General features: G+C 38.4%; 15 protein-coding genes and 1 other annotated feature. Of the genes, 3 read left to right on the forward strand and 12 right to left on the reverse strand.

The features are described 5' to 3' along the window. Nucleotides 1–217: hypothetical protein (locus AAV98_RS20745; RefSeq protein ID WP_231687725.1), on the forward strand; the 217-nt coding region annotated here is incomplete at its 5' end. A 7-nt stretch (nucleotides 218–224) separates the two neighbouring features. On the opposite strand, the gene AAV98_RS08760 is transcribed toward AAV98_RS20745, so the two are convergent. The 5 genes from AAV98_RS08760 to AAV98_RS08780 all read right to left on the reverse strand — a co-directional run bounded on the left by AAV98_RS08760 (nucleotide 225) and on the right by AAV98_RS08780 (nucleotide 6,039). Then, nucleotides 225–1,169: an ABC transporter ATP-binding protein gene (locus AAV98_RS08760; RefSeq protein ID WP_060665183.1), complete on the reverse strand. Its 945-nt coding sequence runs from the start codon at nucleotides 1,167–1,169 to the stop codon at nucleotides 225–227. Beyond that, nucleotides 1,159–2,238 (reverse strand): ABC transporter ATP-binding protein, encoded by a 1,080-nt coding sequence (locus tag AAV98_RS08765; protein ID WP_060665184.1) that lies wholly within the window; start codon nucleotides 2,236–2,238, stop codon nucleotides 1,159–1,161. Before AAV98_RS08765 ends, AAV98_RS08760 begins: the two co-directional genes overlap by 11 nt. A gap of 22 nt (nucleotides 2,239–2,260) precedes the next feature. Beyond that, nucleotides 2,261–3,271, reverse strand: coding sequence for an oligopeptide ABC transporter permease (gene opp3C, locus AAV98_RS08770; RefSeq protein ID WP_060665185.1), 1,011 nt, complete (start codon nucleotides 3,269–3,271; stop codon nucleotides 2,261–2,263). Continuing rightward, the gene (gene opp3b, locus AAV98_RS08775; protein WP_060665186.1) at nucleotides 3,271–4,200 is read right to left on the reverse strand and encodes an oligopeptide ABC transporter permease; all 930 of its coding nucleotides are present in this window, start codon (nucleotides 4,198–4,200) and stop codon (nucleotides 3,271–3,273) included. The genes opp3C and opp3b overlap by 1 nt, the downstream gene beginning before the upstream one ends. Nucleotides 4,201–4,350: 150 nt before the next feature. Next, the gene (locus AAV98_RS08780) at nucleotides 4,351–6,039 is read right to left on the reverse strand and encodes a peptide ABC transporter substrate-binding protein (RefSeq protein ID WP_060665187.1); all 1,689 of its coding nucleotides are present in this window, start codon (nucleotides 6,037–6,039) and stop codon (nucleotides 4,351–4,353) included. 342 nt (nucleotides 6,040–6,381) lie between these two features. On the opposite strand from AAV98_RS08780, the gene AAV98_RS08785 reads away from it, so the two are divergent. Then, entirely contained in the window at nucleotides 6,382–6,759 is a 378-nt protein-coding gene (locus AAV98_RS08785) for a DUF3899 domain-containing protein (RefSeq protein WP_060665188.1), read from the forward strand. A gap of 42 nt (nucleotides 6,760–6,801) precedes the next feature. After that, nucleotides 6,802–7,019, forward strand: a binding site (T-box leader). A gap of 245 nt (nucleotides 7,020–7,264) precedes the next feature. Beyond that, nucleotides 7,265–8,254: a tryptophan--tRNA ligase gene (gene trpS, locus AAV98_RS08790; protein ID WP_060665189.1), complete on the forward strand. Its 990-nt coding sequence runs from the start codon at nucleotides 7,265–7,267 to the stop codon at nucleotides 8,252–8,254. 66 nt (nucleotides 8,255–8,320) lie between these two features. Here the strand turns inward: trpS and AAV98_RS08795 are convergent, their stop codons facing one another. The 7 genes from AAV98_RS08795 to AAV98_RS08825 all read right to left on the reverse strand — a co-directional run bounded on the left by AAV98_RS08795 (nucleotide 8,321) and on the right by AAV98_RS08825 (nucleotide 15,472). Beyond that, nucleotides 8,321–9,070, reverse strand: coding sequence for a YjbA family protein (locus tag AAV98_RS08795; protein WP_060665190.1), 750 nt, complete (start codon nucleotides 9,068–9,070; stop codon nucleotides 8,321–8,323). 99 nt (nucleotides 9,071–9,169) lie between these two features. Then, complete coding sequence (locus tag AAV98_RS08800) at nucleotides 9,170–9,376, reverse strand: hypothetical protein (RefSeq protein WP_331456869.1); 207 nt, start codon at nucleotides 9,374–9,376, stop codon at nucleotides 9,170–9,172. Between the two features lie 176 nt (nucleotides 9,377–9,552). Then, entirely contained in the window at nucleotides 9,553–10,464 is a 912-nt protein-coding gene (opp4C, locus tag AAV98_RS08805; protein ID WP_060665192.1) for an oligopeptide ABC transporter permease, read from the reverse strand. 14 nt (nucleotides 10,465–10,478) lie between these two features. Then, nucleotides 10,479–11,429: an ABC transporter permease gene (locus AAV98_RS08810; RefSeq protein ID WP_060665193.1), complete on the reverse strand. Its 951-nt coding sequence runs from the start codon at nucleotides 11,427–11,429 to the stop codon at nucleotides 10,479–10,481. Between the two features lie 239 nt (nucleotides 11,430–11,668). Next, nucleotides 11,669–13,360: a peptide-binding protein gene (locus AAV98_RS08815; RefSeq protein ID WP_060665194.1), complete on the reverse strand. Its 1,692-nt coding sequence runs from the start codon at nucleotides 13,358–13,360 to the stop codon at nucleotides 11,669–11,671. A gap of 109 nt (nucleotides 13,361–13,469) precedes the next feature. Beyond that, the gene (locus tag AAV98_RS08820; RefSeq protein ID WP_060665195.1) at nucleotides 13,470–14,492 is read right to left on the reverse strand and encodes an ABC transporter ATP-binding protein; all 1,023 of its coding nucleotides are present in this window, start codon (nucleotides 14,490–14,492) and stop codon (nucleotides 13,470–13,472) included. Then, nucleotides 14,492–15,472, reverse strand: a complete 981-nt coding sequence (locus AAV98_RS08825; RefSeq protein WP_060665196.1) for an ABC transporter ATP-binding protein — start codon at nucleotides 15,470–15,472, stop codon at nucleotides 14,492–14,494. Before AAV98_RS08825 ends, AAV98_RS08820 begins: the two co-directional genes overlap by 1 nt. Nucleotides 15,473–15,879: the final 407 nt, after the last annotated feature.

Genomic DNA, 15,879 nt, shown 5'->3' on the forward strand with positions numbered 1-15,879 from the left:
AGGAGAGACGGGTTCTCTCTTACCGTTTTTGCTTTGGTGGAAGGTTCTCGGGGGGAGAGATGTGTATTCTCTTACTGCTTTAGCTTTGGCGGAAGAGCTTCAGCCACATAGATCCATCCTTTTAACCATTCCCCCCCTCTCGTTTATCACCACCCGCACCCATCCACACAAAAAAAACCGACCCCCACAATCGAGAATCGGTCCTAACAAATTATAAAAAAATCTTATTTACCTGCATACTCAGCTTGATAGTTCTTAAATTCAGCTTCTGAACACAAGACAAAGTGCCCTGGTCTTACTTCACGCAACTCAAGCTCCTCATCCTTGGCATAGCCATGGGATGCTGGGTCGTAAGCGAAACGTTTACGGCTGCGCTCGGAGTCTGGGTCCGGTTGAGGGATTGCGGATAGCAAAGATTTTGTATATGGGTGGATCGGATTGTTGTACAGCGCGTCACTATCTGCAAGCTCTACAATTTTACCGAAATACATTACTCCGATACGGTCAGAGATATATTTCACCATGGAAAGGTCATGGGCGATGAACAAATACGTTAGCCCTTTTTCCTTTTGTAGCTTTTTCATTAAGTTGACAACCTGCGCTTGTATGGACACATCCAGCGCCGAAATTGGCTCATCCGCAATAATGAAATCTGGTTCCACCGCTAGAGCACGAGCAATACCAATACGTTGACGCTGTCCACCACTGAATTCGTGTGGGTAGCGGTTAGCGTGCTCTTTATTCAAACCAACAGTCTCTAAAAGTTCATGAACGCGAGCTAGTCGGTCTTTTTTTGATTTTGCCAAACCATGAATGTCAATGCCTTCTGCGATACAATCAGCAACCGTCATACGAGGGTTCAACGATGCAGAAGGATCTTGGAAGATCATTTGCATTTTACGGTTAAACTTCAGCAAGTCTTTCTTGGACTTTTTACCGTGTACGTTTTCCCCCTCGAAAAGTACCTCGCCGTCTGTTGCATCATATAGGCGGATGATGGTACGTCCGGTGGTAGATTTTCCACAACCAGATTCTCCAACTAAACCAAGCGTTTCTCCACGGTATATATCGAAATTCAAGCCGTCTACAGCTTTGACCATATTCGGCTTTCCTTCGTTAAAATATTGCTTCAGGTTACGAATTTCTACTAATTTTTCATTAGTTTCCATTGTTTCCACCGTCCTTTACCAAAACAGGCTTTTCGAAGTTTTGTGGCATGTGACGACGACGCTTCTGAACAGCCAATGGTGGTTCCACTGCCGGAGCATCTTCATGTAATAGCCACGTTTTCGCAAAGTGCGTTTTGGAAATTTGGAACGTTGGCGGCTCCATTTCCAAGTCAATTTGCATCGCATATTCATTACGTGGAGCAAATGCATCTCCCTTTGGAGGATCTGATAAATCCGGTGGAGACCCAGGAATTGCATATAACTCATCCTCATCCCCAAGATCAAGGTCAGGCATGGAGCTTAATAATCCCCACGTATATGGGTGGCGTGGGTCATAGAAAATTTCATCCACAGTACCTGTTTCAATGATTTGTCCACCATACATAACTGCTACTCGATCAGCCACATTTGCCACCACACCAAGATCATGTGTAATGAAAATGATGGAAGTATCAATTTTTTTCTGAAGATCTTTCATCAAATCTAGAATCTGTGCTTGAATAGTAACGTCCAATGCAGTAGTAGGTTCATCTGCAATTAAGACTTTAGGGTTACACGCAAGAGAAATTGCAATAACAACCCTTTGTCTCATCCCTCCAGAGAATTGGTGAGGGTATTGTTTAAAGCGTTCTTCTGGCATTGGAATACCTACTAGGCGAAGCAAGTCGATTGCTTTTTCCGCAGCTGCACTTTTACTCAATTTCTGGTGTTTGATGATTCCTTCCATAATTTGTTTTCCAACAGTCATTGTTGGATTAAGGGAAGTCATCGGATCCTGGAAAATCATTGCGATGTCTTTTCCACGGATACCTTGCATTTCTTTTTCAGAGAGTTTCGCCAAATCTTTTCCGTCAAATAAGATTTCGCCATTTTTAATGTTGGAATTATTCTTTGGCAATAAACGCATTACGGTTTTTGTAGTAACGGATTTCCCGGATCCTGATTCTCCTACAATCGCCAATGTTTCACCTTTTTTTAGATCAAAGTCAACACCACGAATGGCCTTAACTTCTCCTCCGAATGTATCAAAAGAAACATGTAAGTTTTTCACTTCAAGTATTTTTTCCATTGTCATTCACCTGCCTTTATAACTAGTCTTTCATTTTAGGATCTAATGCATCACGGAATCCATCCGCAACAAGGTTGAATGCGATCATCAACAAACTGATGATAATTGCAGGGAACACCATGATATGCGGGAAGATTTGCAAGGATTTAAATCCATCGTCTATTAGCGTACCAAGTGATGCCATAGGAGGCTTCAGACCTAATCCGATGAAGCTTAGGAACGCCTCGAAGAATATAGCACTTGGAATTGTGAACATCGTGTTAATAATAACTACTCCTACCACGTTAGGCAGTAAGTGTTTCGTAATGATTCGGTTATTGGTTGAACCAAGCGTTTTGGAGGCAAGGACATATTCTTGGCTCTTAAGCTTCAGAACCTGCCCACGGACGACCCTGGCCATCCCGACCCAACCGGTTATGGTTAAGGCAATGGTAATGGCAATAATTCCTGGTTCAAGTACAAGAATCATCAAAATAACGATGACAAGGTTTGGAATACCAACTAAAACTTCGATGATACGTTGCATGATGTTATCTGTACGTCCACCGTAAAAACCAGAAATCCCACCATACGCAACTCCAATTACCATATCAATGAATGCTGCTAATAAAGCAATGTATAAGGAAATACGTGTACCTGTCCAAACACGTGTCCATAAGTCACGTCCAAGACTGTCTGTACCAAACCAATAATAATCTGTGATACCACGTTGCTCGTATACATCTACTCCATTTCTTGTCCCATCAAGAATTCCCAGATTTTCAATTCCAGGTACTTTTGGAGGCAGATTTCCTTGAGTAACATTTTGTGTGTTAAATCCATGGTCATTCATGAATGGACCAAAGATTGCAAGGAATGCAATAACAATTAACACAACGGAACCTGCTATAGCAGCTTTATTTTTCTTAATACGCAACCAAGCTGTTTGCCAATAAGTCAAGCTTGGCTTTGCAATTTTTTCACTTTTACTAGGGTCTTGCACTGCCGGTTGGAATAATTCCTTAGGCAATTTTTCATAATTGTTGTTATTCATTATTTCTTACCTCCTGCCAAGCGAATACGCGGGTCGATAATTCCATAAAGAATATCAACTACAAGAACGATGACAATGAATAAAGCCGCAAAGAACAATGTCGTTCCCATAATTACTGGATAGTCGTTTGTTGTAATGGAACGCACAAACTGTTCTCCAAGGCCTGGGATCGAGAAGATTTTCTCGATTACAAGTGTTCCTGTCATCAAACTTACAGCCAACGGACCAAGAACCGTAACTACTGGAATTAGGGCATTTCTTAATGCGTGTTTTACTGCGATATCGTAATTTGAAGCACCTTTTGCACGTGCCAAAGTAATATAGTCTGAGCCTAATACCTCAATCATTTCTGTACGCATGAAACGTGCAGCAATAGCGATTGGGAACATTGCAAGTGCAATCGTTGGCAATACTGTAAATTCCCATCCTGACCAAAAGGCAACTGGGAACCAACCAAGTTTTACACCTATCCAATATTGTAATAATCCTGCGAATACAAAGGAAGGAATGGACTTACCAAGTACTGCAAGTATTGTGGAACCATAGTCCACCCATGAATTTTGTCTTAAAGCGGCAATGACACCTAAAAAGATTCCAATAATTGTCCCAAAGAACATAGCTTGGAAACCTAATTGTGCAGAAGGACCAATACGTTGCATGATTAAGCTGGTAACACTTCGGTTATCGTACTGGAAAGATATACCCAAATCACCTTGTGCAAGACTTATTATATATTTCCCGTATTGCACTGGAACCGGATCGTTAAGTCCATACTTTTCATTTAAAATTAACTTCTGTGCTTCTGACAGTTTATCTTGCATCGTAAATGGGGAACCTGGCATCATCTTCATCAGGAAGAATGTAAATGAGGCAATTAAGAATAAGGTGATAAACATGTATATGATACGTTGCAACAAATACTTTGTCATCTTTGCACCTCCTAAAAAAATAATGCGTCGAATTGTTTGAAATTTTCCCTAAAATTCGACAATTTCCTTACAGGGAAAAAGAGAGTATATGTTTCAAATATACTCTCTTTCTCTCTATTTTAAAAGAATTATTTTTATATCAGTATAATATTATTTACCGCTGATGTAAGCCCACTTGTAGCTGAAGTCAGGACCAAAGTTGTGACGGTAAACGTTTTGTACGTAAGGTTTCCAAAGTCTTGTCGTACCACGTTGGTAGATCGGTGCAATCGCAGCATCTTCTTCAAGAAGGATTCTTTCTGCTTCTTGCATTGCTTCGAAACGTTTAGCAGGATCATTAGCATACGTAGTCATAACGTCATTCAACAACTTATCGTACTCAGGGTTGGAGTAACCCATCTTGTTGTTTCCACCATCTGTAATCCAAAGGTTAGAGAAGGAGATTGCATCAAGATAGTCAGGACCCCATCCAGCAAGTTGCATATCATAGTCCATAGCAGCATCTAAGTCTAGACGTTGAGCAAATGGAACTTCTTTCAACTTGATTGTTAAACCAGGAAGGTTTTCTTGTAACTGGTTTTGAAGGTATTCTTGCATAGTTTTAGCTGTTTCAGTATCTCCACCAAGGATTTCAATTGTAACAGCGTCAGTTCCTAACTCTTCAAGACCTTTTTCCCAATGTTCTTTTGCTTTTTCAGCATCAAATGCATTGATATCGCCGTTTTTCTCACGGAAGTCTTCTCCAGTCTCAGGATGTTGAACAAACTCAACTGGTACTGAATAGTTTGCAGGAATAGAACCATTGTTTAATACATAATCAGCCATGTCTTGCTTATTGAAGCCCATAGAAATTGCTTTGCGGATGTTAAGATTCGCTAAAGCTTCGTTCTTTGTTTGGTTAAATTTAAACCAGAAAATCGTTGGCTCTAGGTAAGAAATCATATCTGGATCTTCTTTGTATTGTGTTACAAAATCAGAAGTTAATCCAGGAGAAATATCGATTTGTTGTGCAGTGTATAAGTTTACACCAGTTGAAACCTCTTTAACAACTTTTACATTAACTTCATCAAGTTTTACTGTTTCCGCATCCCAATAGTCAGCATTTTTCTTCATTGTCCAGCCAACTTCATGCTCCCAGCTGTCTAAAGTAAATGGACCGTTGTAGACTAGAGTATCAGCTTCTAATGCATATTTATCACCTTGTTCTTCCAAGAACTTCTGGTTTTGCGGGAAGAATGTTGGGAATGTCATTAAAGATTCAAAATATGCTACTGGTTGCTCAAGTGTTACCTCAAGCGTATATTCATCAAGAGCTTTTACACCAAGTTCTTCAAGTGGTAATTCCCCAGCAGAAACTTGAGTAGCATTTTTAATTTTTCCATTCATCATATATGGACCGTATTCTGAACCGGTGTTCGGGTCAACTGCACGCTGCCAAGCAAAAACGAAATCATTCGCCGTTACAGGCTCGCCATTGGACCATACGGAATCTTCACGTAATGTGAATGTATAAGTTAGACCGTCTTCAGATACTTCATGACTTTTCGCAACACCTTCTACTACTTCATCATTTTCTCCGAGTCTGTAAAGACCTTCAAAAACATTGTTCATTACGTTAAAAGCTACAGCATCAGTACCTTGTACTGTATCCATAGTTGGAATTTCTGCAGAATCAACGACGTTAAGTACTTGTGGTCCTGTTGGTTCGCCTTCACCAGATGGTGGAGTGTCTCCTTGGCCTCCATTGTTTTGCGCTGAGTTTCCGCCGCCACATGCAGCTAAGAAAGCACTAAGTACAAGTGTAAGCGCTAAAAGAAGTAAATATTTTGACTTTTTCATTTACTTAACCCCCTAAAAAATTATGTCGAATTTTGTTGTTTTTCGAGGTAACGATTTCTATTATACAAGTTTTCTAAACATTGTGCATACATAAATTTAACGTCAACTTTACAAAATACTGATATTTCAAGCATATTCATTACAAAAATAGTTCTAAAGTCCTATAAAGACCCCATCAAAAACGTTCCAATTATTACAATTCATTTACAAATATTACACATGTTTTTCCATTAATCATCTCAAGTAATTCCTTTTATAGTTTCTTTAAATTTGTCATATTCTATTCATTTCTTTACAATACAATTTAAATAACACTAACTGAAACTTTATACAGGAGGTAGCATGAAAACATCCATTAGATCTTTCCTAATAGTCTTCTCTATTTTGCTTATTACTACATTCGGCACAAGTTGGATTTATTATAAAGAGTTCACCCTGCTCTCTTTCATAAATACATCCTTTATTATATCTAGTATCTTTATCTTTATATCTTTATTTACATTAGTAGTGCAAAAAGGTTTTTTTGATGGGATTACTTATAGTTTCAGGAGGATCTTTGCATCTTCACAACCAGATAAAGAGTTGGAAGAAGATATAAGAAATGAAATGAGGCCACCTTCGGAACTATTACAGCCTGTATCGACCAAGCAACTATTATTAGCATCCATATTGTTGTTATTTTGTATGTTGATATCACTATTTATGTATTACAACAGTTGATATTTACCATCTATAAAGTTATAATAAGAGAACATTTAACTCATATAAGCAATGAGGAAGAGTAGTACTAAATAGCTTAGTTTTTAGAGAGTTTGTGGTTGGTGTGAACAAACAGCTAACGTTTAGGAATGGACTTCTGAGCTTCATGACTGAATTCATTAGTAGGTTATGACGTATCCTTACGTTACAAGGCAAGTGATTTCTGCAACATTTTGTTGATGAAATAATAAGGGTGGTACCACGGTCCATTCGTCCCTTCTTCTAGGGGATGAATGGGCCTTTTTGTATTTCTGTTTAGTTTTATTTCACCAAAAAGGTGAATGGAATACTATTTTGTTGATTGGAGTGAAAGGTGTGAGACTCCTACGGGAGGTAACGGTAGGTTGAGACCCCGCAACGAAGTGAGGAGGCTCAAGCACCGTCCCGTGGAAAGCGAACACCTGGAACGGAAATCAACAAAAAGTTTAGCAGAACAATAATAATAAAAGTAAGGAGAACCTTAAAAATGAAAACAATTTTCTCAGGAATTCAACCAAGTGGAAATGTAACGCTTGGAAACTACATCGGAGCAATGAAGCAATTTGTAGAATTGCAAAACGACTACAACAGCTACTTCTGTATCGTCGATCAACACGCCATCACCGTTCAACAAGATCCACAGGAACTTCGCAAAAATATCCGAAAGCTTGCAGCACTATACCTTGCAATCGGACTGGATCCAGAAAAGGCTACCCTTTTCATACAATCAGAAGTACCAGCACACGCTCAACTTGGGTGGATGATGCAATGTGTAGCATATATCGGAGAATTGGAAAGAATGACTCAGTTCAAAGATAAATCAACTGGAAAGGAAGCCGTTACGGCAGGATTACTTACTTACCCACCTTTAATGGCTGCGGACATCCTTCTTTATAATACAGATGTGGTTCCTGTTGGAGAAGATCAAAAGCAACATCTTGAATTAACAAGAGATCTTGCAGACCGTTTCAATAAGAAATACCGTGACGTTTTAACTGTTCCAGAAGTCAAAATTGCCAAAGTCGGCGCAAGAATTATGTCACTAACAGAGCCTACGAAGAAAATGAGCAAATCAGATCCAAATCTAAAATCCTTTATTTCCTTATTGGATACACCAAAACAGCTTGAGAAAAAAATCAAAAGTGCCGTGACAGACTCTGAAGGAATTGTACGTTACGATAAAGAAAATAAACCTGGAGTTTCCAACCTTCTTTCCATTTATTCGATCTTGGCTAATAAAACAATTGAAGAATTGGAAGTACTATATGAAGGAAAAGGGTATGGCGACTTCAAAGGAGATCTTGCGCAAGTAGTGGTTGAAGCTCTTGAACCTATACAAACGAAATACAATGAACTTATTGAATCTGACAAACTTGATGCCATCCTTGATGAAGGGGCCGAGAGAGCAAACCGTGTTGCAATGAAAACACTTAAAAAAATCGAAAACGCAATGGGGCTAGGACGTAAACGCCGATAAATCAAAAAAACTGTCAGAGCAAAATGTCTCTGACAGTTTTTTTCTTTCCTCGGAAATATTCGACACTTAATTAACTTTAGGCTGCTGTTCCAACTCCCACAGCTTCTCAAAAAACGGCTGACCTTTTACCAAATGCTCACAAAAAGTCTGATGTTTTTCAGACCAACCTTCTCTTGTTTCCTCAAGTAATTGTGACCATACTTCCTCAAAATCCATCGATTGAATTTCTCTGTAATGAATTGGATTCCATTCAGTATACCAATATCTAATTTCAGCAACATTGCAAGTTGATTTTAATTGATCCAAAGCCATAAAAAGAAGTTGTTTTAATTGTCTTTCTTTTCTAGTCAAACCGTTCATGATTTCTGGTGATGGGGATAAAATATGATAATCCTTTGGCGACTTGCTAGATGGTGAAAAAGTATATTTTTCATAATCATGGTTTTCCACCATATCATATACTAACTGTTCTTGTCTTGGGATCAATCTGCTTTTACGAATTGGAATATTGTAGCCGATCGTGTCTATAGCTAATATCCCTTGTCCATCTGTCACAACAAAGCAGTAGTCCAACTGAATTCTTTCATGGTTTTTGCGAATATAGCTTTTTTGGAAAATATCTTCTAGCAAAGATGAAGGCAGCTCTTGGAGGTCGTTTTCAATATAATGGAACAAAACAGAATCTACTTTCAATAGAGGAACTTGATCCAATAATTCTACACTATCGTCCTTCCTCCACTCATGAAAATGACAAACATTATAACCGTTTTCTTCTCCTTCAAACCAATTTACCCATACGTCATGAAGATATAACATATCATACCCCTCACTTCACATCTAACTCTTTTATTTATCCAACAGTATGAACAGTGAAGTGCAAAATTATTCCAAAATACCCAATAAATTTTTATAAGTTTATTCTTCATCTCGAAAAGATGGTTTAGAGGTGCCAGATATAAAAATACTTATTGTAATCAGAATCATACCAATTGGTAAAAGGTAAAATTCTGGTCTAGTAAGCAGAAACATTAAAAACTCCATTAAACTTAATCCTGTTGCAAAAAGATTCAAATAGGCAATCGTACTAATCCCGCCAACAACAGAGAAGCCAAATCCTATCAAAAAAAGGATTCCCCTGCTCATTAGCCGTCTCTCACAGAATATTTCCTATTTATCATCATAATAATGTCTCCTCGTCCAACTATCTATTATTATCATTTTATGACATGCCAACAAAATAATGACACATTCTATGAAAAATAGGCAAAAAGAAAAGCCGAGATTGGCTCTCAGCTTTTCTAGTCAAGTGTTTTTGGATCAAGCGCATCACGTAATCCATCTCCAACAAAGTTGAAACTTAACACTGTTATTAAAATCATTATTCCAGGAAATAGCGGATACCACCAGTGTTTTAACATGATAGTAAAGTTTTGCGCATCCTGCAGCATGTTCCCCCAACTTGGTGTAGGTGGTTGAATACCTAAACCTAAGTAACTTAATGCTGATTCAGCTAAAATTACTCCCCCTACACCTAATGTTGCAGATACGATGATTGGTCCCATCGCATTTGGAAGGATGTGAGAGAAAATAATGGTGTGGCTTCTTGTTCCAATCGTTTTAGAAGCAAGGACGAATTCACGTGTACGAAGTGATAAGAATTCTCCACGTACAAGACGTGCTGTAAATGTCCAACCTGTTAAAGCGAAAATCAAGATTAGCTTGTCCACACCTGGTTGGAAGATTGTCACCAATGTGATGAGCAAGAAAATTGTTGGAATGGAAATGATAACGTCAACAATACGCATTAGAATCGCATCAACTTTCCCTCCAAAATATCCTGCAACCGCACCAATAACTGTCCCAATTGTGATTGATCCTGCTACCGAAGCAAATCCAACTAGTAGGGAAACCCTCGCTCCAAACAGGATACGTGCAAATACATCGCGTCCATATCGGTCCGTTCCTAACCAGTGTTCTCCGCCTGGAGATTGAAGCTTATTCAATAAGCTTTGTTTTTGTGGTTCATATTGAGCAATAAGTGGTGCTAGTATTGCCAAAGAAATGATGATGAGAAGTAAAACAGCTCCAATAACAGCTAGTTTATTCTTCATAAATTTATTGATTGTAATTTTCATTAATGTGTCTGGCTTTTTCTTAATATTGGGGTTTAACGATTGGTTAGTTGGTTGAGTTGATGGTTGAGTTTGCATCGATGTTCCCCCTTCTAGTACTCAATTCTCGGGTCAAAAATTGCATATAGAATATCGGCAACCAAGTTTCCGATAACTACAAAGACCGCTGAGATAACTGTTAGTGCCATAATTACTGGATAGTCACGTTGAAATGCTGAATCAATAAATAACATGCCTATACCAGGCCAAGCAAATATTCTTTCAACAATAACCGATCCCCCAATGAAACCGGGTAACATTAAACCAAAAATCGTAATTACTGGAATCAATCCATTACGCAAACCATGTTTATATGTTACTTTGTTTTCCTTTAAACCTTTTGCTCTTGCTGTACGCATATAATCTTGCTTCAATACTTCAAGCATACTAGAACGTGTATATCTTGTTAGACCTGCCATATCGGCAGTAGCCAAAACGAATGCAGGCAATATTAAGTGATGTATTCTGTCAAGAATGCTGAAATCAGCGTTCATGGTAGCTACCCCACCAGTTGGCATCCATTGCAACTGGACAGCAAATACCATAATCAGTACTAAACCGATCCAGAAGTTAGGTGTTGCCAGTCCAAGAAATGATGTAACTGTAACTGTGTAATCGGTTAGACTGTATTGCTTTCTTGCGGAAATTACTCCAAATGGTATTGCAACTAAAACTGCCAGTGCAGATGAAACTATCATTAATAATAGTGTATTAGGCAGTCGGTTCATAATCATTTCACTAACAGGAACTCCACGGCGGATTAATGATTCGCCAAAATCTCCCTTAGCCATGTTAGTCACCCATGTAAAATATTGCTCGTGGATAGGATCATTTAATCCATATCGCTCTTCATACTTCTTCATATCTTCTTTACTAATATTCGGATCCATCATTAGGGAAGTAGGACCACCTGGTGCCATTTGAATAATGGCAAATGATAATACTGTAATACCGAATAATAGGGGAATCGCCATTAAAGAACGGCGGATGATATATGAGATCATAGCTGATTCTCCTTTTCTGTCTTTACTTTAGGAAGGTAGAAGTAAACGTGATTTTTATTTTAATACTGTACATTGTGCGACGTTGCACAGTAACGTGTTCAAATTTAAAAAAATACAAGTTTGATCAGTTCAAACTGTATATTTTCGTTCCATGGAGATAGCATCAAAGGAATTTATTTCAGTAAAAAAGAAGGAAGGGAAATTCCCCTCCCTCTCTTCTACCTTTTACGGAGGTTAAATTAGTTCTCAGTATTTGGGTTTAACCACCATTTGTTGATTTTAAAGAAATCATCTCTTGCATGGAATTCTGTACCTTCAAGGTTAGTTGGCATTGCATGGTGTGCATTTGGATAGTACAAGAAAGTATATGGTTGCTCTTCAGCAATGATTCTGTTGATTGCTTGGATCTTAGTAGCACGCTCGTCACGATCCATTGTTAGGTTAGCTTCGTCCATTAGCTTATCAGCTTCTGGGTTAGACCAACCAACGAAGTTCAAGCCTTCAGCGATTTCTTTAGAGTGGAAGATTCCACTTGGATCTGGATCTGTAGATAATGCCCATCCTAGGATGATAGCATCGAAGTTCCATTTTGGAGGATCGATGTCAGCCAAGAATGCAGACCATTCCATGATGTCTGGAGTAACTTTGATTCCAAGCTCAGCGAACTGTTCTTGAACTACTACAGCGATATCTTCACGAACTTTGTTACCTTGGTTTGTTTTTAAAGTGAATTCGAATTTCTGACCGTCTTTTTCAAGAGTTCCGTCAGCACCTGCAGTCCATCCAGCTTCTGCAAGCATAGCTTTTGCTTTTTCTACATCATACTCAAAGCGAGGTACATCTTCGTCATAAGCCCAGCTAAGTGGAGACTCAGGAACATCTGCAACTTCACCGTCACCGTTCATTACAGACTCAACGATTAGTTCACGGTCAAGAGCGTGAGTTAAAGCTTGACGTACTTTTACATCTTGGAACAATGGGTTACGTAGGTTGTATCCTAAGTAAGTGTAAGATAATGCTAAACCAGATTCTACTTTTAATTGACCATTAGCTTCCCACTCTTTAACAGTTGCAATGTCAGTTGCAGGAACAGTGTAGTAATGGATATCACCAGCAGCTAATGCAGTCATTAATGCATCTGCATCAGGAATAATACGGTAAGTTAAAGAATCTAAGTATGGACGACCATCCCAATAATCATCATTTGCTACAACTTTAACAAATTGTCCGTCTTCCCAAGTTTCGAACTTGAATGGACCAGCTCCAATAGGGTTTTTCGTGTTGAACTCAGTGTACTCTCCAAGTTCAGCAACTGGAACTTGACCTAAGATGTGCTCAGGAAGGATTGGGTAACCTAAAGCGATGTGGATTGTTGGATCAACAGCTTTTAACGTTACTTTTACAGTTAAATCGTCAACTTTTTCGATTTTTTCGATTTTCTCGAAATATCCAGCACGAGGACCATCATAGTCTTCGTTTAAAGGAATGCTAAGTGTAAAAACAACATCATCAGCATTTAAAGTTTCACCATCGTGGAACTTGATACCGTCTTTAATTTTTAGCGTGTGAACTAGGTCATCTTCAGAAATATCCCAGCTTTCAGCCATGTTTAATTGTGTTTCGAAAGCAGTATCACTTGTAAGTAATCCATCAAAAATGAAACCTTCGATGTCAGAACTTGCACTATCTGCAGAATAAAGCGGGTTGAACATTGTTGGGCTACCAGTAGAACCGATAATTAGGTCTCCACCTGGTACTGGCTCATTTGTAGCTTCTTCATCTTCTTCAGCTGCCCCATTGTTTTCTCCAGCAGCATTGTTATTGTTAGTGTTGTTAGTGTTTGTACCTGCATTGTTCGATCCGCTACAAGCAGCAAGGAACAAGGACAGAACTAACGTTAAAACGATAAGTAGTAATGATTTTTGCTTCACGTTTACTCCCCCTAAAAATTTTTTAATGTTCTGAAAATGAAAGGTAAAGAAAGTTAACTGTTTGATTATCTCCCCCTTTCAATGGGTATATATTTTATTTACTTGCCACCTATTCGTATAGGTGACAAGCAACAAAATGATCTGGTTTAACCTCTTTGAATTGAGGAACAATTTGCTTACAGACATCCATTGCAGCTGGACATCTCGTATGGAACACACATCCTGTTGGCGGATTAGCCGGGCTTGGCAATTCACCTTTCAAAACGATACGTTCTCTCTTCACTTGGCCTTTACGGCGAGTAGAAGGTACAGCTGATAGTAATGCTTGCGTATATGGATGTAGCGGTTCACTATATAGATCTTGCTTGGTAGCTAGTTCCATCATTCGCCCTAGATACATTACGCCTACCCTGTCACTAATATGACGAACTACACTTAAATCATGAGAGATAAAGATGTAGGACAGTCCCATTTCTTGTTGAAGATCTTGCATAAGATTAATGATTTGAGCTTGTATGGATACATCCAGTGCAGATACTGCTTCATCGGCAATGATTAATTCCGGATTTAGCGCAAGCGCTCTGGCAATCCCTATACGTTGACGTTGTCCTCCAGAGAATTCATGAGGATAACGATTGATAAAACTTGGATCTAACCCTACCTTAGCTAGCAACTCTTGTACTTTTTCTTCACGCTCTTTTCTAGTGAACAAATTGTGCGTGTTGTATGGCTCTTTCAGGATAGATCTTAACGTTTTTCTTGGGTTAAGCGTAGCAAACGGATCTTGGAAAACCATTTGAATGTCTTTACGAACCGTCTTTCTAAGTTCGCTTTCACTCATGGTTGCAATATCTCTTCCCTTAAATATGATATTTCCTTCTGTAGGCTCATATAGGCGGATAATTGTTCTTCCAGTTGTAGACTTCCCACACCCAGATTCTCCAACAAGTCCTAATGTCTCACCTTTTTTAATATAAAAGTTTAAGTCATCTACCGCTTTGACATCGCCTACATGTTTTTGTAAAAGTCCCGCTTTTATTGGAAAGAATTTCTTTAGTCCTCTAACTTCAAGGATATTATCAGAACTGGTTTCCGTTAAATTTTTTTCTGTTTTAATCTCGGTTGCAGTCATTATTTAGCCTCCTCGCCTTCGAATAAGAAGCATCGAACGGAGCGATTTCCGCTTTTCTTAAGCAATTCCGGAACTTCGCTATGACAACGATCAAATGCTTTTGGACAGCGCGGGGCAAAACGACAGCCCTGTGGTAAATTGGTTGGAGGCGGTACATTACCTTCAATAGATTGAAGGCGAGATATATCTCCCTCAATATCTGGTATGGACCCCATCAAACCATTTGTGTAAGGATGCAGAGGCTCATCGAACAAATCTTCTACGGACGCCTCTTCTACGACTTGACCACAATACATAACTACTACTCTATCAGCAACTTCTGATACAACCCCTAAGTCATGTGTGATTAACAAGATGGAAGTGTCAAATTTATGGCTAAGGTCTTTCATTAAATCTAGTATTTGAGCTTGAATGGTAACGTCTAGCGCTGTCGTTGGCTCATCCGCAATTAACAGCTTTGGATTACAGCTCATCGCCATCGCAATCATTACCCTTTGTCTCATACCGCCTGATAGACGGTGAGGATAATCATTTACAATTTCAGCAGCTCTTGAAAATCCTACAACTTCTAACATTTCAATTGCCTTTTTCATTGCCGCTGTTTTTGTCATTTTTTGATGAAGTATTAGTACTTCAGTAATTTGTTCACCAATTGTTAAAACCGGATTCAAAGATGTCATCGGTTCCTGAAATATCATGGAAATATCATTTCCACGTACTTTACATAACTGGTTTTCTGTTAGTTTCACAAGGTCCTGTCCGTCGAATAAAATTTCTCCATCTACTATTTTCCCACCTGGGCTAGGAACAAGACCCATAATAGATAGGGAAGTAATAGATTTACCGGATCCCGATTCTCCAACAAGTGCTACAGTCTCTCCCTTTTTAATGGAGATGTCTACACCATCTACAGCTGGAATAGCTTGCTTTTTTCTAAAAAAGTGAGTTTTTAGGTTTCTCACTTCTAATAAAGCTGACATTTAGCCTTCACCATCCTTTTTTCTTTCGATGCATGGTCTGTATGATGTCTAAATATGTAATGTAAAGCCTTTAGAAAAATTTAACTAATTCTTAATCTTTATATTACAAATTTACGAAACTACTAGCTATTAATCTATGCAAAGATTGCTTTTATAGATTTTCCATGCCGTTTTTTACGAAATTTTCAGCCTTTTTACTTTAAATTTACTGTAAAAACTAAATTATCGGAAAATAATTATCGTCTGTTTGTATATTATTACAATTTCGTTACAAGTTCAAGCTTATTTTGAAAATAAACTAAAAATTTTTTTAATTAAAACTTATAGCAATCTTCTACAAAAACTGATTATATACAAAAAAAAACAAAAAAACTAGCCTTTTTTGCTAGATTTTTTGTTTTTTGTTA

Origin of the sequence: Bacillus sp. CHD6a (assembly GCF_001293645.1) — a bacterium.
Lineage (GTDB): Bacteria > Bacillota > Bacilli > Bacillales > Bacillaceae_I > Sutcliffiella_A.